Origin of the sequence: Zobellia uliginosa (assembly GCF_900156625.1) — a bacterium.
Taxonomy (GTDB): domain Bacteria; phylum Bacteroidota; class Bacteroidia; order Flavobacteriales; family Flavobacteriaceae; genus Zobellia; species Zobellia uliginosa.
Map to the genome: position 1 here is coordinate 139,862 of NZ_FTOB01000001.1, position 24,594 is coordinate 164,455.

Consider the following 24,594-nt stretch of genomic DNA (forward strand, 5'->3'; position numbering starts at 1 on the left):
TATATTTAAGGGATGTTTACTTTTTAACCAACCAAACACCAATGGAAGACCAGCAGCTTATTTCCCAAATGAAAAAGCGGGACAGGAATGCGCTGAAAGATGTTTACAAGGGGTATAAATCTGAATTTTTCAGGTTCGCCTCGCGATACACTTCAGATGATGTTGTATTGGAGGATATTTTTCAGGATGCAATAATCGTTTTATACGAGAATGCCCTATCAGGAAAATTAGACGAGTTAAAGAGTAGCCTTAAGACCTATCTTTTTAGCGTAGGAAAGTTTATGATCTTTAAAAAGTTCAGGGACACCAAGGAGTTGACAACAGACGAAGATTACGTTTTCGACCGAAACGAAATTACCGTCATTAATGATGTATATGAAGACGATGGCCCCAATGAATACCAAAGAAAAGTAGTGGAGAATTTTAAGAAACTCGGCGACAAATGCCGTGAAATACTAGAACTGTTTTACTTAGAGGGCCTAAAAATAGATGAAATAATGCGTGTACAAGGCTATGAAAACAAGAACGTAGTGAAAAGCCAAAAATCACGATGCCTCAAATCTTTAAAAGACCTAATTCTTAAACATAATGGATAAGGATACATTAATTAACACTTATTTTGAAGGCTCTCTCACCGAGAGTCAGAAAAAGGATTTCGACCATCTCTTAGAAACGGACACGCAATTTGCCGAGGACTTTGAGTTTCAGCGCGAGTTGCAAAAGTCGCTTAAAAAGGAAGAGCGCAAGGCCGTGAAACAGATGCTCGCCACTATGTCGGCTTCCGAACCAAAACAAGAGACCAAGGTCATTTCTTTGCGCCCCTGGCTCGTGGCCGCCTCAATCATCGTTTTGCTCGGTATCGGGTCGTGGTTCACATTCTTCAATACCAACAACTACAGCACCGAGGAACTTTATAATGCCAACTTTGTAGCTTATGAAAATGTGGTCCACCCCATTGAGCGAAGTGCAGAACTAGAAGACCTACAGACCAAAGCTTTTACCGCCTATGAAAACGAAGACTATGCCGAGGCCCTTTCATTGTTCAAAACCCTTCAAGAAAAAAATAACGATGGCTATATACAATTCTACGAAGCCATTACCTTGATGCAGCTTCAAAAACACAAAGAAGCGGTGTCACTTTTAGAAAACTACATAAAGGCCGATGGTGAACTGAAAGACCGGGCCATTTGGTACCTGGCCTTATCGGACCTAAAACTGGGACGTATTGACGAAAGTAAACTACAACTACAAAAATTGGTTTCGCTGAACGGTTTTAAGGCCACTGCCGCCAAGCGACTGTTAGAAGAACTGGATTAAACCTCCCATTTTAGACGTTTCCAAAACCAAATTAGGAACGCCACCAAGACTAGTATGGCCACACCCCAATACCAGCAAAAGGAATCTTCCGACAAGGGAGACCCGTCACCCGAAACGACAAAGGCCGACCAATAATAGGGGTGTTTTAAAAGCTCGTCATCAGTACTTTCCAAATACTTTAGTTTAGCATCGCGCAAGGCCCTTGTTTTTGATTTTCCCTCGGATAAGCCTTCATAGAAATTCTCCATCAGCCTTACACTGCTCTTGTCGTTTATCTTCCAAAGCGTATTGACCAAAGATTTCGCCCCGGCATAATAAAACCCTTTGGACAAACTAAGCATCCCTTGACCTTTTTGCAGTTTTCCTATACCCGTTTGACAAGCACTCAAGGTAACCATATCGGCATCTAAAGCGATGTCGTACAAGTCTTTTATATACAGGATATTATGCTGTACACTATCTGCCTCTGCACTAAATGCGAGGTACGAATAGTCGGGAAAGGCATCGTTCGCCGAAGCATGCGTAGCCAAGTGCAGTATATTGAAACGCGAAAGATTCGACTTAAAATAAGACAAGGTGGCTTTTTCGTCCAAAACCGCTTCGGTATGGTAAAAACGATCAATTTTAGAAACCTCGTCATCGTTATAGAGCAACTTACCGAATTGCCGTGCACCCTGAACCGGACCTTCTCCGGAAAAGCTCGGCGCAAAAGCCAATACACTATTCGTTTCGGCTTTACTTTTTGCCTTGAGTTTCATCAGCGAAGCCACCGAATTGGCATATCCGATACTCTTGGTTTTTAAAACATAATCACCATTATCGCATAATAGATCAAAGGGCAAGTAGTGCAATACCCCATCGGGAACAATAGTGACTTCTTCGCCATCAAAGCCACGCAAGGGCCGTTCCAGCAATTTTTCAAAAAGCTGACTACCGAGTTCCTTGATAGGTTCTTGACCTGTTAAGGAAGGATGGGAGAGCAATCTGTACAATTCTTTTACCCGGTTTTGATCGTCTTGGCCGAAAGGGAGTTTCATGAACTTTTCATCCTGACCACCCAACATGATTACGTAAAGTTGATCACCGGCAACGGTATAGGACACCAAGGCCGAGCCATTTTCCAAAACCCTTGCCTTTACGCTGGCTAGGTCAAGGCGCTCACTCTCGTATTTTAATTCGTAGTATTTAGGAAAATCGGTTCTCAGTTTTTTCAAAAGGCCATAGTACTCTTGCTTTAGTTCGAATAATTGCTCTTGATAGTGGGTAATGGTATCCCTGGCATCAAATAGTTGTTTTTCCAAATGGGTTATGCCCGCCCTCAATTGTACTTCCTTATTCAACAATTGTGGAGGTACGCCACCATATTTTGTCGCCTGGGCATTCCGGAGGGCTTCGAGCAATACAAAATCTTTATTTTTTTCCGCGATATTCAACGCAAACCCCAGCGTTTTTGACGAAGGATCCCGTTCATAACTCGCGTACGCTACCGCTAGCATACGGTAAAAAATAGGATAGACCCGCTCGGCCAAAAACTGCTTGTCTAGCTTACTGTCAAATTCACCTTTCAGCGCATCAAAGGTTTTCAAAATAGCATCACTGGTCTGCAGAGCTTGCTGTTCATAATCGGGCTCAGCAGTTCTCTCCAAAGCCATTTTTAAAAGCTGCAGTTTTATATCGAGCAAATGTAAAAGTTGGATTTTGGAAAAGCTTTGATCGGGACTAGGGTTCCTTTCGGTATCGGCAATATGGCTTCCGGCATTTTGAAAGGCGTCTTGAACCGCCTGCAGCCCTTGTTTAAAATTCATCCGCCGTAAATGCAGTTCGGCTATCTTCCCATAGGCCTCGGCTATATCTTGATGTGGTCTGTTGCGTCGGTACGCTTGATACGACTTCAAGGTGTTTTGATAATAGGTCAAAGCTGTGGAAAACTCCCTTTTTCCTAAAAAGGCATCGCCATATATCATGTCGATCTCCTTTTTAAACGGATTGTCTTCGGGCCTGACGATGTTATTTTCGTTCAAAACCGCAATGGCCGAATCAAAATCTTCTTGATTGATATAATTCTTGGCCAAGAGCATGTAGGTAGACAGAAAGTTATTCTTAAACCTCGGGATATCGACCTTGGTTTTGTAAAATATCAAGGCTTCCCGTAACAATCGATTGGCCTCTGCCGTATTGCCTTGGTCTTCGTACACCTGCGACAATAATTTTTTGGTATTAAATCCGACCGACCGGGCATCTTCAATACTGTCGCTATAGGTTTCTATCAGCCTCAAATCTTGGGTATAGTAAAACTCGGCCTGCTCATACCTGCCCGTATGCCGGTGTATCAACCCTAAAAAACTATAGATGGCGGATAAGGTATCGATATCCAGGGCGGTAAGTTCATTCTGAGGTATCGATTTCAATTGGGCGAAGAGTTCTAAAAAATAATTCTGGGCCGCTACATAGTCTTTCAGCTTGTAGTGATAATTACCCCTGTCAAAAAGCAATCTTTGCTCGTATACCTGTTTTAAGGCAAAACTATCGAGGCGGGAATCGCTTTCAAGCAATGTGCCCATACGCTCCAGATTGTCTCCGTACTGTTCAAGGTCGTAAAAATTACTATTGGCATTGATCAAATAGCTAAGTCCCCCCATCAGCACATCCAAATTATTCTGCGCATCGGCCATAGAAACGACCTTGTCATAATAAAAATAGGCGCTGTCTTTATTGGTATAATGGTTTTCAAAAGCACGATTGAATGCCTCATCTAGCCCAATCGAATCTACCTGGGAGACCCCTTGGGCGATAAAAACAAAGAAAAACCCTATACAGTGTAGATAGTTCATAAAATAAAGTCCCTCACAAGATACACAAGGAAGGACTTTGATTAAATTAGAAATTGATTCATTCTTTATAGACGGGTACCTGCAAGACAACTTCTTGACCGAATTTGCGTGTATCCGTTTTTTTAATAAGCATGGTAGCATCTCCTTTGAAATCTCCCTTGAGCATAATTACCGTTTTGCCATCTTTCAACGTTTGGGGAGAAGAACCCTTGGCCAGGACCTTGTTTTTTTTGTCCACCACAATTACCTCGACCCCTTCTAGGCCATCGGTTATTTCAATACCATTGAAGTCGCTAATATTTATTTTCGGAACACATCCTGATCGAGGATCGTCAAAACACCCCCTTGGCGGTCTTGGAGGGAATTTGCCTCCTCTGGGCATAACAATACTTACAAGGCCACCTTTAAATTCGTTCAATGCCGATTCTTTCTTTTGGGCCATTTCCAACTTGGCAATCTCGCCTTTACGTCCCCTACCGATATCAATACCTTCTTTTAACTTTGCAATCTCTTGTTTCACCAATGTCAAGCTCTGTATTGCACCTAATTTGTAGAGTTCCGCACCGTTTAGGTATTGCGGCTCTTGAAAATGGTAATATCCGAAATTGGTAGCGGTCAACTCTTCTTCTGGAGTTTCTGTTCGAGTACACGACAGGCTCAACAGCATAATCGTGGTCAATAGTACGTAATTCATAGTTTTCATATTTAACAGTTCTGTTTAGGTTAGTTACCCCTGCCGCAAAAAGGTTAACACGAGTATTTATTTTTCGTGCTAAATATGATTGTAATTTACCCACGCCACAATCAATCATGTTCAATCGGTATATTTTGATGTACCAATGAACCTATTTCTTGTATCAATAGCAAAGCCCCCTTCTTATGTTTCTAAAAAAAAGTAATACAATTCGCTCAAAACAAGCTATTTACAACTAAGATACAAACATAAAAAAGCCGGAAAATATAAATTTCCGGCGAAGTTAAATAAGGTATGATACCGCCAAACCGTACGGTTCCTCTAATGTATCAAAATCGATTATTACCAGAAAGGGTGCTGATTCAGGTAGTTCCCCCGAAACCTATAATCGAGCAATCACTTTTCCAACAAGTTGGACGAGTGTTCCCCAAAGTGGTTTCATTAGACGGACAATTCATGTTCTTTATCTTAACACGACGCCTAGAACCGTACCTTTTTGGTTGGCAGTTTCATAAAATTGTAGCTAGTTCCCCATTGATTTTTGTATATAGTTATGCTTGGTCTATTCTTCTATATTTATGCCCTAGGGCGTACTCATACTTGGCTTATAGCAATCGGGGGGACGGTAAAAATAAGCATTTTCTTTACACTATGCACTATACAAAAGCATATTTGTACATTCTAACTTGATCATTGGTAGAATATTACAAATAAGGCCACCTGCCCAAAAATTTAACGTTCGGCGAGCAAGTTTTCATAGGTCTCCACCTTTTTTTTGACGGCGGTGAATTTTCTTTTCACCTGAACGGTTTGACCTTCAAAATTTTGAAACTGAATATGGATATCACCACTCATAGATAATCCATTGTACTCACTGATCGTAAAGGTGCCGTTGTAGGCAAAAAATGGTTTTTCGCCCAAATCATCAATATTGACAAAACCGAACACGCCCTTAAAATCTTGTAGAAAACTATCTGCATTAGGCCGTACCGTATACTTCTTCAGCAGATTGGTTGTATCGGTCGAAGACATTGAAACTAGAATACCCATTACATTTTCGTTCTTATCGGCCTTGTTCATCATTAACTCAAGTGTAGTATGTAAACGACCGTTCTTAGAAGCCTTGTCATCCATTTTAAATACCATGGGAATGGCCAATGTTTCGTCTACATCGCTCATAGCGGATACCATAGGATAAACCGCATCGTTATTTTTGGTGTTGACAAAACCATTTTCAAGCGTTTCTCCGGATAGGAACAAGAAAGAAAACAATATCCAAAAGCTGAATTTGCCTGCTCGAATAAAAAATTGAAACAAATCGTTCATATCTATCAATTTTTTGAGGTGAGTACTGACTCTTCCGAAAGTTCATTCATTGTATTTTCGACAAACTGTTCGTCTCCTAAACGATTCTTGTCAAAATTACTTTTCCCGTCTTGATTGGTATACATTGCCACTATTAGTAGCAATACCAATACTGTGAACATGATAACACACTTTCTCATTGTAACTCTTATTTAGTTCAACCTTACTCCGGTTTGACATCAAACCTTAATGGGGAAACATTAATATCCATCACAATTTCAAGCCTAAATTAGCCTTGACCTCATGAGCTTTATAGGCCTTATGTGTAAATGGTGCTTTTTTCTGTATAAATAGCACTTTGCCCACTTTTAGGGGGATTTTGGTGTTAACAAAAGCCTAATTATGTGGTTAAAATCAAGAATCGCGCCAATTTTTAAACCTCTAAAACCATATTTACATTTTTTTATGCCGATTATACCTGAAACCCATCCAACGGCACATCTTTTTTTTAGAAACCACGGTATACCATTAAATTTGATTAATTTACCTTAAAGCTGAATTCTATGTTAGAAGCCGTAATTGTTGATGATGAAATTAAGGCATTGCAAAGCCTCTCTTGGGAATTGACCAATTTCAGTGACGAAATTAAGGTCGATGCTTCATTTACCGACCCTTTCGAAGCCTTGAGCTACCTTGAGACGAACACTCCTGATTGTCTTTTCCTGGACATTGAAATGCCGACCATGGACGGATTTCAATTTATCCAAAAGCTTACCAACAAGAACTTTCCGGTGGTCATTACTACGGCCTATAACCAATATGCCATCAAAGCATTGAAAAACGAGGCTATTGATTACCTCTTAAAACCCATAGATACCGACGACCTTAAGGAAACCATTGTCAAAATCAGAAGGTACAACGCCAAAAACTATACGGCCGAGCGATTAGAGAAATTGCTCTTAAACTTTAATTCTAACGCCAAGCACAAAAAAATTACCTTTAATACCGATGGCAAATTGGTGTTTTTAGACAGTGACGAAATTCTATATGCCGAATCGGATGGTAACTACAGTACAATATTCTTGGCCGATGGGCATAAGATCGTACTCACCAAAAAACTGAAAGAAGTTAATGAACTGCTTCCTGCCGATACGTTTTTCAGGATCCACAATTCATACATTATCAACCTTACTAAAATAAAAGAATTCTTAAAGACGGATGGCTATGTAATACTCGAATCGAATCATAAGATTCCCGTTTCCAGGCAAAAAAAATCGGACTTTCTGGATATGCTATAAAACTTAATGCAGTTTCAACGGATACATATTAAAAATTCCCTCATCTTTTATTACCCTCCTGTGGCCATAAAGGTTATTTGCCTTGTGTTTTTTACAAGCATTACTTTTTGCCAGGCACAATTTGTTCCCTCCTCGTTCAAACAAACTGTTGACAGCCTGATCAACGCGGCTCCAGAGACCTATGGGGAGATACACTCCGTACTGCAACCCTATAAGAGCGATACCATTTTAATGCGCTACCTGTCCAATACCACCCTAAAGGAAAATTACTTGCCCGGACGCACCTATGCCCTTAACGAATTAGGCAGGGCCTACCGCAACACCTCACAATATACCAAGGCCATAGCACTGCATAAGGAAGCCTTAGAAATAGCCAATTCAACCGACAATATTGAATTCAGGGTCGCCAGCCTAAACGATTTGGGGGTCGTATACCGACGAACCTCATCGATTCGTACGGCTATGGATTACAACAAAGAAGCCCTTGAACTGGCCGAAAGTGTCAAGGAAAAATCAAAAAGCCTAAAAAAGAGCATAAACGTGTCCCTTAACTGTATAGGCAACCTATACATTATGCTGAACCAATATGGGCAGGCCATTGAATACTTTAAAAGGTCGATGAAACTCGAGTCGGAACTCGGGAACACCTTGGGCATGGCCATCAATTATCAGAATATAGGGGAATGTCAAGAACATTTAGGAGAATTAGACGAAGCCCTAAGCAACTACCGCACCTCATTGGCCTACAACGAAGAAATAAACAGTGATATGGGCCGTGTAATTTGCAAGAACAGCATTGGTCAGATCTACCTAAAGCAAAACCGGATTACCGAAGCCGCAAATCTTCTAAGGTCTACCTTGCCACTTGCCGAAAAATTGGGAGATGGCTTCTTGATATCGCCCATTTACACGAACATCGGCTGGTCTCAAATGGCTACGAACAATTTTTCAGGTGCGGAAGAAAACATTCTCGAAGGCCTACGCATAGCCGAAAAGTATAATTTACGGGCAGAAGCGGCCAGGGCCAACCATTTACTGACGGAACTCTACCAATACATGGGAGATTACAAAAAGGCCTTGGCCGCCAATATGAGGGCCTATGAATTAGACGAGGAAGTTGCCAATGAGAGTACCGTACGCTATGTTAACGACATCATATTTAAATATGATTCGGAAAAAAAGAACAATCAGATACAAAGGCTCGCCCAGAACTATGCCATGGTTCAAATGGAACTCCGAACCAGTCGCACCACCCTGCTTATCGGCGGTATCGCCCTAGCTCTTTTGGCCGGCATATTCTATATATTGTACCGGCAATACCAACTAAAGAACGAAAAGAAACTACTCACCCTTGAGCAAAGCATGCTCCGAAGCCAAATGAATCCGCATTTTTTGTTCAATTCCTTGAACAGCATAAAACTGTACATCATCAACAATGAACAAAAAAATGCAGTCCACTACCTGAACAAATTCTCAAAACTGGTACGAAAAATATTGGAAGCTTCGTCGATGCGCGAAATCCCCCTTGCCGAAGAACTCGAGACGGTTGAACTCTACATGAATATTGAAAACATCCGTTTCTCGAATGAAATCGACTTTAAGGTAGGCATCGATGAAGGTATCGATACACATACGATAAAAATTCCATCGCTAATCTTACAACCTTTCTTAGAAAACGCCCTTTGGCACGGCCTCTCGTCAAAAACTGGAAAAAAATCCATCGACCTTCATATTTCAAAAGACCAAGAACAATACATTCATATTTCCATTACGGATAATGGTGTGGGAAGGGAGGCCGCGGAAAAGATAAAATTGAACAAGATTCTCAAACGCAAATCCGTTGGTATAGATATTACCAAGGAACGTTTGGCAAATTTCTCAAAAGACTTTCATAATTCGTTCGAAGTTGAAATCGTGGACCTCTACCATGAAGATGGAACATCGGCAGGTACAAGGGTCATTTTACATATTCCTACTGTTTAGTGTGCTCTTCGGCCACTTCTTCGAGTTCTTTGTACCAAGCCTCGCCGAACTTACGGATCAGCGCTTCTTTTACAAATTTGTAAATGGGTACTTGCAGCTCTTCCCCTAATGCACACGCGGGATCACAGATGCTCCATTTATGGTAATTAACTGCCGTCAACTCGGTGTATTCCCGTATACGAATCGGATATAGGTGACATGACACCGGCTTTTTCCAATCGATCGCACCATCGTTATACGCCTCTTCAATACCACATTTTGCCGTGCCATTTTCAGAAAACACCACATAGGCACATTCACTATCGTTAACCAATGGGGTCTCCCATTCATCGTCTTCGCCTTTGATAAAAGCACCTTGCTCTTCAATGGCATCTACCCCCTCTTTCCTGAGGTAAGGCTTGACCTTACTGTATATATCCACCAAAATTTCGGTTTCCTCTTCATCCAGCGGAGCGCCCGCATTACCGTCAACACAACATGTGCCCTTACAGGCAGAAAGGTTACAGACAAACTCGTTCTCTATAATCTCTTCAGATACGATGGTCTTACCCAATTGAAACATAAATACCTATTTAGATATGCAAAGATACTTTTTAAAGGGAGATTTTGACCTAGTAATTTATTTTGAAGTTCCATACCGTTAATCCGTTTTAATAAATGTAATTTTGCCGAAAATTTAGAAGTATGAAGGTACATTTCGATTTTCGGGAAATTGCCACGGCCACAATGATACTCTTTGCGGTCATCGACATTTTAGGGAGTGTACCTATAATCATAGGCTTGCGAAAAAAAGTGGGGCATATCGAGTCTGAAAAGGCATCGGTGGTATCATTGATTATCATGATCGCCTTTCTTTTTGTTGGAGAGAAAATACTGAAACTGATCGGCATAGATGTCTACTCCTTTGCTGTTGCTGGGTCTTTCATTCTTTTCTTCCTGGCCCTTGAAATGATATTGGGCATTACCCTGTATAAGGAAGACGAGCCCGAAAGTGCCTCGATCGTGCCAATCGCGTTTCCGCTCATCGCCGGGGCAGGTACCCTTACCGCATTGCTTTCGTTAAGGGCCGAATATCATGTGGAAAACATCATTGTCGCCATTACCATAAACATTATTTTTGTATATCTCGTTCTGAAATCTTCAAAACGCATTGAAGGTGTTTTGGGTAAAAACGGACTGAATATTATACGAAAGGTCTTCGGTGTTATTCTATTGGCCATTGCGGTAAAACTATTCGCCGCCAACATCAACGAGCTTTTCTAATAGGATAATTGCTTTCGGGAATTACCGGAAATATTAAAAAACACATCATGAACAAGACATTCACCTTAATTTTAATCGCATTGGCCGTTGCGCTGATCGCCTACAACGTTACCATTGTCGATTTTCAAGATCCATTTAATGGAGACAGCACTATAGCCCTGATTGGCATTGTAGCCTCTTTATGTGCCGTGTTGCTGCTTTTGATCTTCAGGACAAGCAAAAAGATCCAGAAAAAAATAGAACAGCGGGATTAGTCATTGATTTCAAGGGCTTCTTCCTGTTTCCCATGGACTTCGGGCTTGTCTAACTTGAGTACCTCTTGCAACATTTTATCTTGGGCACTTTTTATTTTTGCATGGATATTGGGTCCGAACAACTGCTCGGCCAAGGCCGCCTTTAAATACAATTTGATACTGCTTTCATACTTGTAGAAGTCCATTCTGAGGTTTCGCCTAATAGAGTAGTCGACAAATTTCTCAAATAGGATATCATCTACCCTAAAGTCTTCTATAAATTCTTTTTCGGTCAACGAGCTATACCGTTTACGATCGTCATCTAGGTGTTCAAATATAAAGTAAGAAAGCCAGCCGAAGCTATCCATACTCTCTACCGCTTCCTCTTCATTGGTACCTATTGGAACGAATACGTCGGGAATAATTCCCCCGCCACCATAGACCACCTTACCCTTGGGCGTCACAAATTTGAGCGAATCGGCCACCTTTATACTATCCACTGAAATCAACTCACCACTGTGATATCGATCGGTAAATTTTTGATAATAGTCTTTATTGCCGTTTTTATACGTCTTTTGAATGCTTCTTCCGGTAGGGGTGTAATAACGTGATACGGTCAAACGAACGGCAGAACCATCGCCCAGCTCCATTTCGCGCTGTACCAAGCCTTTTCCAAAAGAACGACGGCCTACAATGGTCCCAATATCGTTGTCTTGTAGTGCCCCGGCTATAATTTCACTTGCCGAAGCCGATCTTTCATTGATCAGCACATATACGGGCTTATCTTCAAAACTGCCCTTACTCGTGGCGTGAATCTTGTTCACTTCCCCTCTTTTGTTCTTGGTAAAGAGTATCAGTTTTCCTTTTTGCAAAAACTCATCGGCCATCTGTTCGGCCACACCAAGATAGCCACCGGGGTTGTCCCTTAAATCTAGTGTCAACTTGCGAGCCCCCTGCTTTCTGAGTTCTGACAGGGCCTGTTTAAATTCCTTATAGGTAGATTCGGCAAAACGATTGACCTTTATATAGGCCATATCATCGGTGAGCATAAAATAGGCCTCTACGCTTTTTATGGGTACGATATCGCGTTTTACATTGACCGTAAATACTTTGTCGTCTTGTTTTCTGTAGACCTGCAATTTTACGGTACTGCCTTTTTCACCTTTGAGCTTTCCTACAATATCATCATTGCCCAAGTCTTTACCGTACAATGTATCGTTATCGGCCATTAAGATCCGGTCGCCCGCTTTTATCCCTTTTAGATAACTGGGCCCCTTAGGTATGGTTCGTATAACCGAAATGGTATCTTTATAAGGGTAGAAATTGATACCTATTCCCACAAAATCACCCTTCATATTCTCCGAAACGCGATCCATCTCATTTTTTGGGATATAGACCGAATGCGGATCTAATTTTTCGAGAATTTGATTTACGGTAACATCAACAATACTATCGGTATCAACATCATCTACATACTCATAATCGATATAATCGATCAAACGATTAAGCTTGTCTTTTTTCGAGTTGGTAGTGAACAGCCTTTCAGGACTATCGGCAAAATGCAATTTTCCCCCAACAAAAATGCCCAAGGCAAGTGCCGCCGCTATAACCGTTGGCCATATATAGTTTTGCTTTCGCTTCATAAATTAGGTTGTCTGGTCTACCTCGACCTCTATTTCAGGCATATGTACCAACTCGACATTGGCACGTTCTAAAAATTCCAAGCCCGAATTGTCTTTGTACGCCGTTTTGTACACAACACGTTTTATGCCAGATTGGTGAATCAACTTACTACATTCGCGACAGGGCGATAATGTAATATATAGGGTAGCCCCTTCACATGACTGGGTGGAGGATGCCACTTTGCTGATGGCATTGGCCTCGGCGTGTAAAACATACCATTTGGTATATCCTTCGTCGTCTTCACAAATATTATCAAAGCCCGTTGGAGTGCCATTATAACCATCGGAAATAATCATTCTATCCTTTACAATAATGGCGCCTACCTGTTTGCGTTTACAGTAAGACAACTTTCCCCATTCTTGGGCCATACGCAAATAAGCCTTGTCGTATTTGGTTTGTTTTGATTTTTCCATCTAATGCGAAGATACAACACTCTGTATCACTACCTTTTATCTATTTGTAAGACTACTAAGATACCCGCTTTGAAAAAGACCGACAATAAATGTCGGTTATTTTTAAGTGAAAATAAATTAGTGACTATATCGGAAACGTACGAACCAGCATTGGTATTGTCATAAGAAGGATTAAAATAGACGTAATACCCACATAGTACGTTTTTTTAAGTTTTGCTGCAGAAACAACGGCCCACCCCAATACCAAAACGGATAGAACAACGGTAAGCTGTGACAGCTCAATGCCCGTGGCAAAGCCCAAAAGGGGCACCAACTTATCGTCTACCTCGGCCATCAACATCTTAAAGTAATTACTGAAGCCAAAACCGTGTATCAAACCGAACACAACCGTGGCAATGGCATGCCAGACCATGCTTTTCTGGGCCGTAGCCACCTTGAGATACACCAAATTGAAAATAGCCGTAGCCATAATCGTCACGGGAATCAGGAACTCGATTAGGGCTACATCTACCCTAGCCACCCCATACGCACTTAATGCCAAGGATAGGCAGTGCGCAATAGTGAAGACCGTAGCCAACAAGACCACTTTTTTCCATGTTTTAAATGAGAAGGGAACGGCCAGTGCCGCCAAAAAAAGAATATGGTCGTACGCGTTAAAATCAAGTACATGCTCCAGACCCATCTTTATGTAAAACAGAAATTCTTGCATTTTCTACAATTTTATATAACAATGGAAAGTACAAAACCAACAGGCCTACAAACCTCTTTCGGCCTGAATCTCCTCGTAGGCTTTTTGAACTTCCTTAAATTTCTCCTCGGCACCTTTCTTAATGGCCTCGTTCTGCGTATTTACGCGATCGGGGTGATATTTTTTGGCCATAGTACGATACGCCTTCTTTACCTCGTCATTAGAGGCGGACTTATCAATCTCGAGAATTTTATAGGCATTGTTCACCGATTTTATGAACATGGCCTTAATGCTTTCAAAATCGCGCAAGTTCACCCTCAAATAACCTGCAATTTCACGAATCTTATTTATCTCCGGATTACTGACGGAACCGTCGGCCTGGGCAATTCCAAAAAGAAAGTGAAGCAATTGCAAGCGGACCTCGTAACGTGTTCTTTGGTTTAAAAACGTACAAATACGTTCCGCCGATATCTCGTGTTTTTTATTGATGTCATTGAAGGTCCTGAAAATGGCATTGGCCTTATCCTTTCCATACGTGCTGACAAAATATTGCCGAACATAATCCAATTCACGCTGACTTACCGTACCATCTGCCTTGATTACGATGGAACACAAAGACAACAAATTGAGCTCAAAATCGGCAGGTGACACTTTCTGTCTCGCCATATCGCCAAAAATGGCCTGACCCCCTGCACTACCACTTATCTTAAAACCATCGATCAGACTTCCTACCAAGTAGCCCAAAATAGCACCCGGAAACCGAAAGAAATAATACCCAATGATGGCCGCGAACCATTTGATCATGCCTTTTCTAAATTTGGGCAAAGATATTAAAAGGAGGCAGAACTAAGGCATCAAAAAAGCCATGAGTCGTCTTTGTTTCGGCAGGGAAGGCCATTACCTCAAGGCCATAATCCCGCACAATACGCTTTTTCCCAAACGAAACGTTAAGTCTATCAACAAAATGCGACAAATTAAGTATCTTTGTTAACCACATTAAAATTAAAGATTTATGTATCCTCCAGAATTGGTAAAACCTATGAGAGACGACTTGGCTTCCGCCGGGTTCGAAGAATTATATACGGCCGAAGCGGTCGAAAATGCAATTAAAAAAGAAGGTACTACCTTGGTAGTCGTAAATTCCGTATGCGGTTGTGCAGCGGCCAATGCAAGACCGGCAGCAAAATTGAGTCTTCGCCATGCCAAAAAGCCCGACCATGCGGTAACTGTTTTTGCCGGTGTCGATATCGAAGCGGTAAATGCGGCAAGAAACCTTATGGTTCCTTTTCCTCCGTCATCGCCTAGTATGGCACTTTTTAAAGATGGAGAATTGGTCCATATGATAGAACGCCACCATATTGAAGGCAGACCGGCAGAATTGATCGCCGAAAACCTCATTAGCGCTTACGACGAGTTTTGCTAAGACCACGATTTATTGCCATTCCCTCGTAAAAGGGAAATAAAATAAAAAAACCGTTTCACAAAGAAGCGGTTTTTTATTTTTGCACCATGCAAAAGCTAATCGCATATCCGCTTACCTTACTTTACATGATTTTCTTCGGATTGTGTTTGTTGGTGTTTCACCCTATTCAGTGGATCTGCTTCAATCTTTTTGGATACAATGCCCACAGGGCCAGCGTTGCCTTGCTCAACCTCTCGCTGATGCGCTGTACCCATATTCTGGGAACCACCTATTCATTCAAAAACCCTTATAATATTCCCACGGATCGGCCCTTGATCATAGTGCCGAACCACCAGAGTATGCACGACATCCCTCCCATCATCTGGTTCATGCGGAAGCACCACCCCAAATTTGTCAGCAAAAAAGAACTCGGCAAGGGCATTCCTAGCGTGTCCTATAATCTAAGACACGGCGGCTCCGTACTGATCGACAGAAAAGACAGTCGCCAATCACTGACCGAAATCGCCAAGCTCGGACGCTACATAGAAAAGCACAAGCGAAGCGCGGTTATATTTCCCGAGGGTACCCGAAGCCGTACCGGACACCCCAAACCCTTCAAGGCCACCGGGTTGAAACTTCTTATGAAAAATGCCCCTTCGGCCTTAGTAGTTCCGATAAGCATCAACAATTCATGGAAGATGCTCAAATACGGTAAATTTCCCAACGGTATCGGAAACCATATTAGCTTTCAGGTACACGAACCGATTGAGGTCACCTCTGATTTCGATTCCGTTTTGGCCGAAACCGAACGAAAAGTCGTATCGGGCGTAACTTCCTTTAAATCATAAAATGAGCGACCCTGAAATTATAGAACAGACCATTGCTTTTGTAAAAGAAACTCTACAAGGAGCCGAAGGCGGTCACGATTGGTTTCACATCCAACGTGTTTTCAAGAACAGCCTGCTTATCGCCAAAGAGGAAAAGGTCGACGTTCTTGTCGTTGGCCTTGGCGCCCTTTTACACGATATTGCCGATGCCAAATTCAACGGCGGTGACGAAAGTGTGGGACCAAAACTCGCCCAACAATTTTTGGCCGACCTTGGAATAGACCCGAAAACCATAGACCATGTGGTCAAGATTATCGAAAATATCAGCTTTAAAAATTCACTTGAAATACAACAGGGCCAAAAATTCGACTCCTTGGAACTACAAGTGGTTCAAGATGCCGACCGCTTAGATGCCCTAGGTGCGATTGGTATCGCCAGGGCCTTTAATTATGGTGGGTTTAAAAACAGGGAACTTTACAACCCCGATATTGCCCCTAATTTAACCATGACCAAGGAGGAATATAAAAAATCAAAAGCCCCTACCCTTAACCATTTTTACGAAAAGCTTCTTTTGCTAAAAGACAAAATGAATACGAAAACCGGCAAAAAACTAGCCGAAAGACGGCATCAATTTATGCTAGACTACCTCGAGGAATTCTATAAAGAATGGGATCCACTGGTCGCTACAACCCCATTCAACAATGTAAACGCATAGGAAAGCCCCACATTCCCCTTCTCTTTTACATTTTTTTGTACCTTCAATTCCAGAACCAAAATCCAATTTTTGAAGATGCAAAGAAGAAAGTTTATCAAGAATGCCGCTGCGGCCTCTACCGTATTTTCCATCGTACCCAGTTTCGTTATGGGCAAGAACCACGTTGCCCCAAGTGACACGCTCTATATGGGCGCCTTTGGAGTAGGAGGACGAGGAGCAGGCGTAATCAGGGGTTTAAACGACACCGGAAAAGTAAAATTCGTAACACTGTGCGATGTTGATGACCGAAGAGCGGCGAGTACTTACGAACAATACCCCGATGCAAAGAGATATAAAGATTATAGAAAGGTATACGACAAGCATCTGAAGGACATCGATGCTATTATGGTGGCCACTCCCGACCATATGCATGCCTCTATAGCGTTACCGTTCATGCGCGCCAAAAAACACGCTTATGTAGAGAAACCCTTGACACATAACATCAACGAAGCACGTTTGATGACCAAAGTGGCCCAAGAGCACGGGATCGTTACCCAAATGGGGAACCAAGGCGCCTCAAGTGATGGCAGCCGAGAGGCCAAGGAGTGGATCGATTCCGGCATTATTGGAAAAGTATACAAAGTAGACTGCTGGACAAACCGTCCGGTATGGCCACAAGGCGTTCCTGCCCCTACCGAAAAACAACGTGTTCCAAAAGGTCTTGATTGGGACTTATGGCTAGGTGTCGCGGCACAACGTGATTACAACGCCGCCTACCTTCCCTTTAAATGGAGAGGTTTTTGGGACTTTGGAACCGGAGCCCTTGGCGATATGGGCTGCCATATTATGGAAACGCCATTTAGCGTACTTGGCCTAGGATATCCTACTGAAGCGGAAGCTAGCTGTACTACGAACTGGGTAGGCGATTTTGTTGAAGCCGATTATAGCGAATCGTGCCCTGCTTCCTCCATAGTGCGATTAAAATTCAACACGGAACAACATGGCGATATTGCCCTGAACTGGTACGATGGCGGACTTATGCCCGACCTACCTGATGAATTGGCCGATGGCGAAACTATCGGCGATGGCGGAGGAGGCTCGGTGTTCTACGGAACCAAAGGTATTTTGGTAACAGACACCTATTCCCGTAATGCCCGATTGCTCCCTAGCAAGAACATGGATATGTTCAAAGCGCCCGCACCCTACCTAAAACGCATTGACGGCGATGTAGAAGGCCACCAAAGAAACTTTGTTGAAGGTTGTTTAAACGGAAGCGAAACCTCATCGGACTTTAAAAAGTCAGGACCCTTGACCGAAGCCGTACTAATGGGCAACTTGGCCATTAAGGCTTTCCAGTACAAAAAACTGAAAGAGGGCAAAAAACTAGGTGATTGGGATCCTTTTGATTATCCGGGAAGAAGAAAGATCCTATGGGATGGCGCCAACATGAAGGTCACCAACTGGGACATGGCCAATGAATGGGTAAAAGGCAAGTACCGCAAAGGCTGGGAATTAAAATAGGAAGCGAAGGACATAATAACCAACCGCAATATGCGCAATAGTGATTCCTTTTTCTTAAGGTATCCCTATTGCGCTTTTATTTTATCTGAACCTGATTAAAAGGCGTAACCGGCCGAAATCTGCAATACGTTGTTTTGGCTATTCCCCGTATACGAATCGCCGTTAATGTTGGCAATACCCTTGTTGTACCGAAGACTGAAAAAGATGTTTTCGTTCAGTTTGTACGATGCCCCGATAGCAAAGGCCACATCTAATTTTTTAAAGCGGTCGTCATCGTCTTGGTTTGTAGAAATCAAAAAACCGACCACAGGGCCCGCTTCAGCACTGAGGCCTTCCAAAAAGTAGTACTTTCCTAAAATAGGCAAGTTTAAATAATCTAGTTTTAGGTCGTTATCGCCGGTACCATAGCTCCACTTCGTTCCTTGTGAAGAATACAGCAGCTCGGGCTGAACCGCCATCTTATCGGAAATTGCAACCTCCGCAACTCCCCCTAAATGAAAACTCACCTTGGTACCCAAACTACCTAGGCCCGAATAGGCGCTTCCGCCTATGGAAGCCACGTTAATACCTCCTTTTACCCCAATACCGAAATCTTGGGCATGGCCAACGGTTAACGCTAAAAGTGCGGTCAATAAGAATCCTAGTTTTTTCATAATTTACATATTTTATTTAACTGTTTCCCTTGTTAGTGCCGCACAGACAAAAAGGTTAACATGGCCTCAAAACAATTTTAATTGCCCATCTTTAAATTGCTCGTGCAATTCATGGTTCAGGGGAGGAAAAGACTTGTTTTTAAAATACGTATGACGCGCCAAACGCATCAAATCATGGATTTGTGTCGCTATCTTGCCCTCGCCCCGGCTGCGAATTCCGAAACGACTATCGTTCAACGTGCCCCCATGACATTCCTCGATCTGATGTAATACCTTATCCGCTTTATCAGGTAAGGTTTTACGGACCCAATCCGTAAAGACCCCGCCTATGGCCCCGTTCAGTCGAACTACGGTAAAAGCGAATGATTTTGCCCCATTGTCGGAAACCGCCTTGGCCAAGTTCATGATTTCATGACTGTTGATCCCAGGTATAATCGGCGCCAACATGGCATTTACGGGAATGTTATTTTCAGATAATATACGAATGGTCTCCAAGCGCTTGTTAATGGTGGCCGTCCTTGGCTCTAGAATACGTCTTGTTTCCTCAGACAATGAAGTGACCGAAACATTAACGGCAATTAACCGGTCTTTCGCCAGTTCCTTTAGTACATCTAGGTCACGGAGGATTAAAGCGTTCTTGGTAATAATACCAACGGGATGTTTGTATTTTAGGAAGATTTTGAGGCAGGCACGGGTAATTTCAAACTTTTTCTCTGCAGGCTGATAGCAATCCGTATTCCCTGAAAGCACAATGGTTCGCGCCTCCCAGCGCTTGCTTTTCAATTGGGCCTCCAGCAGTTTTGGGGCATCCTTCTTAATTAAGATTTTCCGTTCAAAATCAAGTCCTGCGCTATACCCCCAAAACTCATGGGTATTTCGGGCATAGCAATAAATACAACCATGCTCACAACCTTGATAAGGGTTCATGGAATAAGCCATTCCCACATCGGGACTATTGACCTTATTGACTATGGTCTTCGGAAAAATTGGGATGTATTGGGTCTTGTTATTATCGGCTTCCTCTCCTTCTATCCGACAAAACTCAAGAAAATCATCTCGGGTTTCATAAATGTTCTGAAGAAATTTATTGGGTACGTTCTGTTGCGCGCCCCTCCCCTTAATATAGGATTTTGATTTCAATGCAAATGGATTTATTCCAAATTTATGGAATAAATCCAAATATCATTTATCCTTGTCGCTATTTAACAGTTACTTCCACCAATTGCTTTTTGGTACCGCGCTTGGCGTAGAACAAAAGGTGATTTGAAGCCTCATCAACGAAGGGTCTTGACACCATAATGGGCAATCGCACCTCTTTGTCGTCTACCAGTTTTTTATAGGAAAGGTCTCCTTCGGCATCTACCTTGATGACAAACATATTGGGGTTTCTGCTAAACCCTTGTTTGAACAGGATGCGTTCTTTGCTCATTTTCTGTGGATTTTCCCCAGAATTGATAAAGAAGTACATGTCTTCCCCATGGCCGTACGCCGTGTAGGAAGCATAAGAGGCATCTCCTTGGGTCACTTCGGCCTTATTGATGTTACGGGCCCACTCCATTGCACCGGAGGCGTTGAGTTTAGCCAAAACAATGTCGTTGTAATGGTAGCGGTCTACTTTTTTGGTAGCTCCGGTACCGATATCTTCCCCCGCCGTCACAAAATACTCCTCGGCACTAAAGAGAATATCGTTGTTGGGGGTTATGTGCACACTCTTAAAAATAAGGTTCTTGATTTCCGCATCGACCTCACGACCGAATTTATCGAGCATAAACTGATCTGAAAACGGATTGTAATTTTTGGCCTTGATCGCCAAGGAATTGGCATCTAAATTGAAATAGACCAAACCGTTGTAGCGGTTGTCCTTTCTATCGGCATAGAAACCGACCACTTTGAGGTCATTTCCCAGCAATACCGGTTTCAACGATTCGGGAAATCTTCCGGCATCGGCAAATTCTTGGGTTTTGCTTCCTCCCTTGACCACACGTACCAGCTCATACTGAAACCTTCTTTCTTTGACATCGAACCTTCTTTTCTTGAAAAAAGCCTTCCCCATCAAATACAGTTCCTTTAGATCTTTGGAAACCGCGATGTTTTCGAAAGCATAGTTCTTTTCCTCTATATAATTGCTAAAGTCATAATCTAACTGAAGTTTTAAGTCGGTTCCGAAAAGATAAATATGGTATTTCTCATTTTTCCCTTCACGATGGTGCACCGTAACGGCAAAAGCCGATCGATCATCGGTAAAATACGTGGCCGTGGAAAAACCGTTGCCGAAACTCCGGTTGTATTTGTTGACCGCAAGTGGGTTCAAAACCTCTTTGGAAGGAATGGAGAGCAGTTTTCTTTCGGTAAAATTAAACTCGTCTAAGGGACTCTGGTGTACCACATAGTTATAGGCTTTATCATTATGGTCGTACACCAATTCCAACAAGTAAAGCTGACCGTTCTTTACAAAACCGTCGACCATATGTTTTCCGGCATATTTGTAATTGTAGTCCGCCACCAAATTTAGATCGGTATCGTAGACCTCGATAAAATGGCCTTTGGGCCTCAAGGGCATACCCCCGTAATAGGTGCGCACCAATACGGTCTGTTCTTGGGCGGAACGGTCGATTGTCAATACGGTAGAATATTTATACCTATCGGAATAATTTTCACCAAGTCTATAGTCAACAGGAATCTCCTGTGCTTTTGAAAAAGTTAGGGCTGCCAAAAACAGCAGTACGGTCAAGCTTCTTCGCGTTCGCATAAGTAGGTTTTAATAAGTAGGGTTAAGGCGATATGCTACTCTCCAGGAAAATTGGCCTTCCGCTTTTCCAAAAAGGCGGAGGTACCTTCCTTAAAGTCCTCGGTCCCAAAACAGGCACCGAAGGCCTTTATTTCTTCGTCATATCCGTTACTGTTCTTAAAACCCGCATTTACCGCTTTTATTGCATAACCCAAGGCAACAGGTGAGTTATTCGATATCTTGCTCGCCAGCTTTTGGCAGAACTCGATCAATTGTTCTTGAGAGACGACATGGTTTACCAACCCGTAACCCAAGGCACGATCGACATCGATCATACTGGCGGTCATAATGAGTTCCATTGCCCTGCCCTTTCCGATAAGTTGTGGCAAACGCTGGGTTCCCCCATACCCTGGAATAACGCCGAGTGACACCTCGGGAAGCCCCATTCTCGCATTGTGGCTGGCCACCCTAAAGTGACAGGCCATGGCCAGTTCTAATCCCCCTCCCAAGGCAAAACCATTAATTGCGGCAATTACCGGTTTGGAAAGGTTTTCTACGAAATCGAAAAGTAGTTTATGGCCCTTGGCCGACAACTTACCTCCCTCTTTTTCCGAAAAATCGGCAAATTCGGAAATATCGGCTCCGGCAACAAATGCCTTCTCCCCACTTCCCGTTAAAATTATGACCTTGACCCCTTTATCTTTTTCCAAGGCTTCGAACGCATGGTGTAGCTCTTGAATGGTCTCGCGGTTCAGGGCGTTCAGCTTTGTAGGGCGATTAATGGTTACTATTGCCGTTGCCTCCTTATCATTTACCAAGATGTTATTGAATTTCATGAAGTGGGTTTTTGAGTGTTATGCTTGTTTACAATTTTATTATTCGATACGGCACCAAGATTATTTTACCTGCGGAAATCTAACCGTAAACACCGTTCCTTTTCCAGGTTTTGAGGTAAATCCGATATGCCCCTTGTACGTTTCTACTATATTTTTGACCATGCCCAGACCTAGGCCCATTCCACTTGATTTTGTGGTGAACTTTGGTTCAAATATTTTTTCCTTGAAACCGTCTTCAATACCTATACCGTTATCCGCCACGCTGATTTCAGCATATTTTCCATCTGAGACTACGGAAACTAAAATTCGGGGCGCATCTACTTCCGGAACGGCCTGAATAGCATTTTTTACCAAATTGGTCACCACCCGTATCAACTGGGTACGGTCTAATTTCGTGATAATTTCTTCCTCCTGTGAAATAAAGTGAATGTAATCTTCATTAAAAATATCTAAAGCCAAGCGTACAATTTCAACGATGTTCACCGTTTCGTTCTGCTGGGCCGGCATTTCGGCAAAGTTGGAAAAGGCCGATGCGATACTGCTCATGGTATCGATCTGTTGTATTAGCGATTTTGAAAACTCGGCCACCTTGGTAGCAATATTAGGATCCTTAGGATCGAACTTGCGTTCAAAACTCTGTACCGTTAAGCGCATAGGGGTCAATGGGTTCTTTATTTCATGGGCCACCTGCTTGGCCATCTCACGCCAAGCCTGTTCCCTTTCACTACGCGCCAATTTTACCGCACTTTGCTCCAGCTCATCTATCATGGCATTATAGGCCGTAACCAACTTCTCGATTTCCTCACTGGGATTATCGATCAATATTTTTTGGTTCCTTTTCCGCAGGTCGGTCTTACCTAACATATCTGAAATCGTCTGAAGCGAACGGGTAATATAGGTAGATATAAAATAGGCCAGGCCAATGGCAATAAGCAACATCAAAAAATAAACCCCGGCCAAACGCAGCAAGAACTCCCTGAGTTCCATATTATTAAACGAATCGTCTTCGTAATAGGGCAAGTTTAAAATACCAATTGGTTTAAACCGTTTGTCGTTGATATAGGTATAGGAGGCCTTATAGTTGTCTCCGGCCAAGGCTTTCTGGTCTACGAACCTTTTGGTCGGACTATTCTCCAAACGATCTAGGATATAGGGGTCTAAACAATTGGCAATGGAATCTACCTCAAATATGGCACGGGAACTTTTGATCAATTGCCCGTCTAGATCATATATGTTGAGTCTTTGGTTCTGGACATTGGCGATTTGATAAATCTCTTCGTTGAAAATCATACCCAAATTTTCCGTAGTAACCGGATAAGTAGTCTTCTTCAGCACGTAATCAACGCTTTGGCGTACCTGTTCCTCTTTACGCTCCAATCGGTCCCTGTGGTAATCTTCCGATTGTTCTTTATACTGATATACGGTAACGCCGGCAATCAAAATAGAAGCTACGACCACAAGTAGGATCATAGATAAGAAGATGCGCGACCTTAGCGATAGTTTTGTAAACAAAAGTCTGGAGTTTATATCAAAGGTAGCAAATATCACGCCATTCTATACACAATTTCAGGCGCGCAAAACGGCTCCCCTGACCTGCGTCCAATAGAATTTGAATCCCTATGCTTCCGGATTTTTGGCCCTGATACGCTTATACAACCGAATACCGAGCATCAATAGAATACCTAGTACGATAATGCCTACCACACCGAATATCCAATTAAAGGCATTCTTCAATATCACCAAGAAGACTATGGCAAACAAAATAAGGGTGGCCCCTTCATTGAATATGCGCATGAACTTTGAACTGTACTTGACCTCATCGCGTTGCAACTGCTTAAAAATTTGGTGCGTCTTCAGGTGGTATACAATCAACAAAAGCACAAAGGCGAGCTTTACGTGCATCCAAGGTTGCTGTAACCATGCCGGGACCAAAATCAATAACCATACGGCAAAACATACGGCCAATATGGCCGAGGGCCAGGTTATAATATACCAAAGGCGTTTGGCCATAAGCTGCAACTGCTTGGTCAGTATTTCCCTTTCGGGCGATGCCTTTTCCGAGGCTTCGATATGATAAATGAACAACCGAGGTATATAGAAAAGACCTGCGAACCATGTAATCACAAAAATCAGATGCAATGCTTTAACGTATTCGTACAAAGGGCAGGGATTTAGTATTGTCGACCAAAGTTAGGGAAAACTGCAAACACCGTTCATATAAGCAT

25 protein-coding genes are annotated in these 24,594 nt (G+C 42.6%); 10 read left to right on the plus strand and 15 right to left on the minus strand.

From position 1 onward, the window contains the following. Nucleotides 1–41: 41 nt before the first annotated feature. Both BW980_RS22440 and BW980_RS00545 read left to right on the plus strand, forming a co-directional pair. Nucleotides 42–596 (plus strand): RNA polymerase sigma factor, encoded by a 555-nt coding sequence (locus BW980_RS22440; RefSeq protein ID WP_076453033.1) that lies wholly within the window; start codon nt 42–44, stop codon nt 594–596. Beyond that, nucleotides 589–1,317, plus strand: coding sequence for a tetratricopeptide repeat protein (locus BW980_RS00545; protein ID WP_076453034.1), 729 nt, complete (start codon nt 589–591; stop codon nt 1,315–1,317). Before BW980_RS22440 ends, BW980_RS00545 begins: the two co-directional genes overlap by 8 nt. Here the strand turns inward: BW980_RS00545 and BW980_RS00550 are convergent. From BW980_RS00550 to BW980_RS22445, 4 genes are all read right to left on the minus strand, one after another. Continuing rightward, the gene (locus BW980_RS00550; RefSeq protein WP_076453035.1) at nt 1,314–4,148 is read right to left on the minus strand and encodes a CHAT domain-containing protein; all 2,835 of its coding nucleotides are present in this window, start codon (nt 4,146–4,148) and stop codon (nt 1,314–1,316) included. The two genes, BW980_RS00545 and BW980_RS00550, sit on opposite strands and share 4 nt — an antisense overlap. A gap of 58 nt (nt 4,149–4,206) precedes the next feature. After that, nucleotides 4,207–4,842 (minus strand): hypothetical protein, encoded by a 636-nt coding sequence (locus BW980_RS00555; RefSeq protein ID WP_139327565.1) that lies wholly within the window; start codon nt 4,840–4,842, stop codon nt 4,207–4,209. Between the two features lie 732 nt (nt 4,843–5,574). Further along, nucleotides 5,575–6,168, minus strand: a complete 594-nt coding sequence (locus BW980_RS00560; protein WP_076453037.1) for a hypothetical protein — start codon at nt 6,166–6,168, stop codon at nt 5,575–5,577. 5 nt (nt 6,169–6,173) lie between these two features. Then, the gene (locus BW980_RS22445; RefSeq protein ID WP_175609827.1) at nt 6,174–6,347 is read right to left on the minus strand and encodes a hypothetical protein; all 174 of its coding nucleotides are present in this window, start codon (nt 6,345–6,347) and stop codon (nt 6,174–6,176) included. Nucleotides 6,348–6,710: 363 nt separating this feature from the next. Here BW980_RS22445 and BW980_RS00565 point away from each other — a divergent pair, with 363 nt between their 5' ends. Next, nucleotides 6,711–7,445: a LytR/AlgR family response regulator transcription factor gene (locus BW980_RS00565; RefSeq protein WP_076453038.1), complete on the plus strand. Its 735-nt coding sequence runs from the start codon at nt 6,711–6,713 to the stop codon at nt 7,443–7,445. 84 nt (nt 7,446–7,529) lie between these two features. Continuing rightward, entirely contained in the window at nt 7,530–9,428 is a 1,899-nt protein-coding gene (locus tag BW980_RS00570) for a tetratricopeptide repeat-containing sensor histidine kinase (RefSeq protein WP_245799914.1), read from the plus strand. On the opposite strand, the gene BW980_RS00575 is transcribed toward BW980_RS00570, so the two are convergent. Further along, a complete protein-coding gene (locus BW980_RS00575) occupies nt 9,418–9,990 on the minus strand; it encodes a DUF3109 family protein (RefSeq protein ID WP_076453040.1) in 573 nt (190 codons plus the stop codon). The genes BW980_RS00570 and BW980_RS00575 overlap by 11 nt on opposite strands. Nucleotides 9,991–10,112: 122 nt before the next feature. On the opposite strand from BW980_RS00575, the gene BW980_RS00580 reads away from it, so the two are divergent. Both BW980_RS00580 and BW980_RS00585 read left to right on the plus strand, forming a co-directional pair. Further along, on the plus strand, nt 10,113–10,691 hold the full coding sequence (locus BW980_RS00580; protein WP_076453041.1) for a MarC family protein: 579 nt from the start codon (nt 10,113–10,115) through the stop codon (nt 10,689–10,691). 47 nt (nt 10,692–10,738) lie between these two features. Continuing rightward, nucleotides 10,739–10,945 carry a hypothetical protein gene (locus BW980_RS00585; protein ID WP_076453745.1) on the plus strand — a complete coding sequence of 69 codons (207 nt, stop codon included), beginning with the start codon at nt 10,739–10,741 and terminating at the stop codon, nt 10,943–10,945. Here BW980_RS00585 and BW980_RS00590 read toward each other — a convergent pair. From BW980_RS00590 to BW980_RS00605, 4 genes are all read right to left on the minus strand, one after another. Next, complete coding sequence (locus tag BW980_RS00590) at nt 10,942–12,567, minus strand: S41 family peptidase (RefSeq protein WP_076453042.1); 1,626 nt, start codon at nt 12,565–12,567, stop codon at nt 10,942–10,944. The genes BW980_RS00585 and BW980_RS00590 overlap by 4 nt on opposite strands. Before the next feature lie 3 nt (nt 12,568–12,570). After that, nucleotides 12,571–13,020 carry a deoxycytidylate deaminase gene (locus BW980_RS00595; protein WP_076453043.1) on the minus strand — a complete coding sequence of 150 codons (450 nt, stop codon included), beginning with the start codon at nt 13,018–13,020 and terminating at the stop codon, nt 12,571–12,573. Between the two features lie 124 nt (nt 13,021–13,144). Continuing rightward, nucleotides 13,145–13,729, minus strand: coding sequence for a HupE/UreJ family protein (locus BW980_RS00600; RefSeq protein ID WP_076453044.1), 585 nt, complete (start codon nt 13,727–13,729; stop codon nt 13,145–13,147). A 45-nt stretch (nt 13,730–13,774) separates the two neighbouring features. Further along, nucleotides 13,775–14,512, minus strand: a complete 738-nt coding sequence (locus tag BW980_RS00605; protein ID WP_076453746.1) for a tellurite resistance TerB family protein — start codon at nt 14,510–14,512, stop codon at nt 13,775–13,777. A 208-nt stretch (nt 14,513–14,720) separates the two neighbouring features. Here BW980_RS00605 and BW980_RS00615 point away from each other — a divergent pair, with 208 nt between their 5' ends. The 4 genes from BW980_RS00615 (at nt 14,721) to BW980_RS00630 (ending at nt 18,152) form a co-directional block, all read left to right on the plus strand. After that, nucleotides 14,721–15,131: a BrxA/BrxB family bacilliredoxin gene (locus BW980_RS00615; RefSeq protein ID WP_076453046.1), complete on the plus strand. Its 411-nt coding sequence runs from the start codon at nt 14,721–14,723 to the stop codon at nt 15,129–15,131. Between the two features lie 86 nt (nt 15,132–15,217). Beyond that, nucleotides 15,218–15,958, plus strand: coding sequence for a lysophospholipid acyltransferase family protein (locus BW980_RS00620; protein ID WP_076453047.1), 741 nt, complete (start codon nt 15,218–15,220; stop codon nt 15,956–15,958). A 1-nt stretch (nt 15,959) separates the two neighbouring features. Then, entirely contained in the window at nt 15,960–16,652 is a 693-nt protein-coding gene (locus BW980_RS00625) for an HD domain-containing protein (protein WP_076453048.1), read from the plus strand. Between the two features lie 75 nt (nt 16,653–16,727). Then, on the plus strand, nt 16,728–18,152 hold the full coding sequence (locus tag BW980_RS00630; RefSeq protein ID WP_076453049.1) for a Gfo/Idh/MocA family protein: 1,425 nt from the start codon (nt 16,728–16,730) through the stop codon (nt 18,150–18,152). A 95-nt stretch (nt 18,153–18,247) separates the two neighbouring features. On the opposite strand, the gene BW980_RS00635 is transcribed toward BW980_RS00630, so the two are convergent. The 6 genes from BW980_RS00635 to BW980_RS00660 all read right to left on the minus strand — a co-directional run bounded on the left by BW980_RS00635 (nt 18,248) and on the right by BW980_RS00660 (nt 24,529). Then, nucleotides 18,248–18,805 (minus strand): porin family protein, encoded by a 558-nt coding sequence (locus tag BW980_RS00635; protein WP_076453050.1) that lies wholly within the window; start codon nt 18,803–18,805, stop codon nt 18,248–18,250. A gap of 66 nt (nt 18,806–18,871) precedes the next feature. Beyond that, nucleotides 18,872–19,945, minus strand: a complete 1,074-nt coding sequence (locus BW980_RS00640) for a PA0069 family radical SAM protein (protein ID WP_076453051.1) — start codon at nt 19,943–19,945, stop codon at nt 18,872–18,874. 58 nt (nt 19,946–20,003) lie between these two features. Continuing rightward, the gene (locus BW980_RS00645) at nt 20,004–21,554 is read right to left on the minus strand and encodes a hypothetical protein (protein WP_076453052.1); all 1,551 of its coding nucleotides are present in this window, start codon (nt 21,552–21,554) and stop codon (nt 20,004–20,006) included. Between the two features lie 35 nt (nt 21,555–21,589). Beyond that, nucleotides 21,590–22,369, minus strand: a complete 780-nt coding sequence (locus BW980_RS00650) for an enoyl-CoA hydratase/isomerase family protein (RefSeq protein WP_076453053.1) — start codon at nt 22,367–22,369, stop codon at nt 21,590–21,592. Between the two features lie 60 nt (nt 22,370–22,429). Continuing rightward, entirely contained in the window at nt 22,430–23,839 is a 1,410-nt protein-coding gene (locus BW980_RS00655) for a sensor histidine kinase (RefSeq protein WP_076453054.1), read from the minus strand. A 147-nt stretch (nt 23,840–23,986) separates the two neighbouring features. Then, nucleotides 23,987–24,529 (minus strand): CopD family protein, encoded by a 543-nt coding sequence (locus BW980_RS00660; protein ID WP_076453055.1) that lies wholly within the window; start codon nt 24,527–24,529, stop codon nt 23,987–23,989. Nucleotides 24,530–24,594 lie beyond the last annotated feature (65 nt).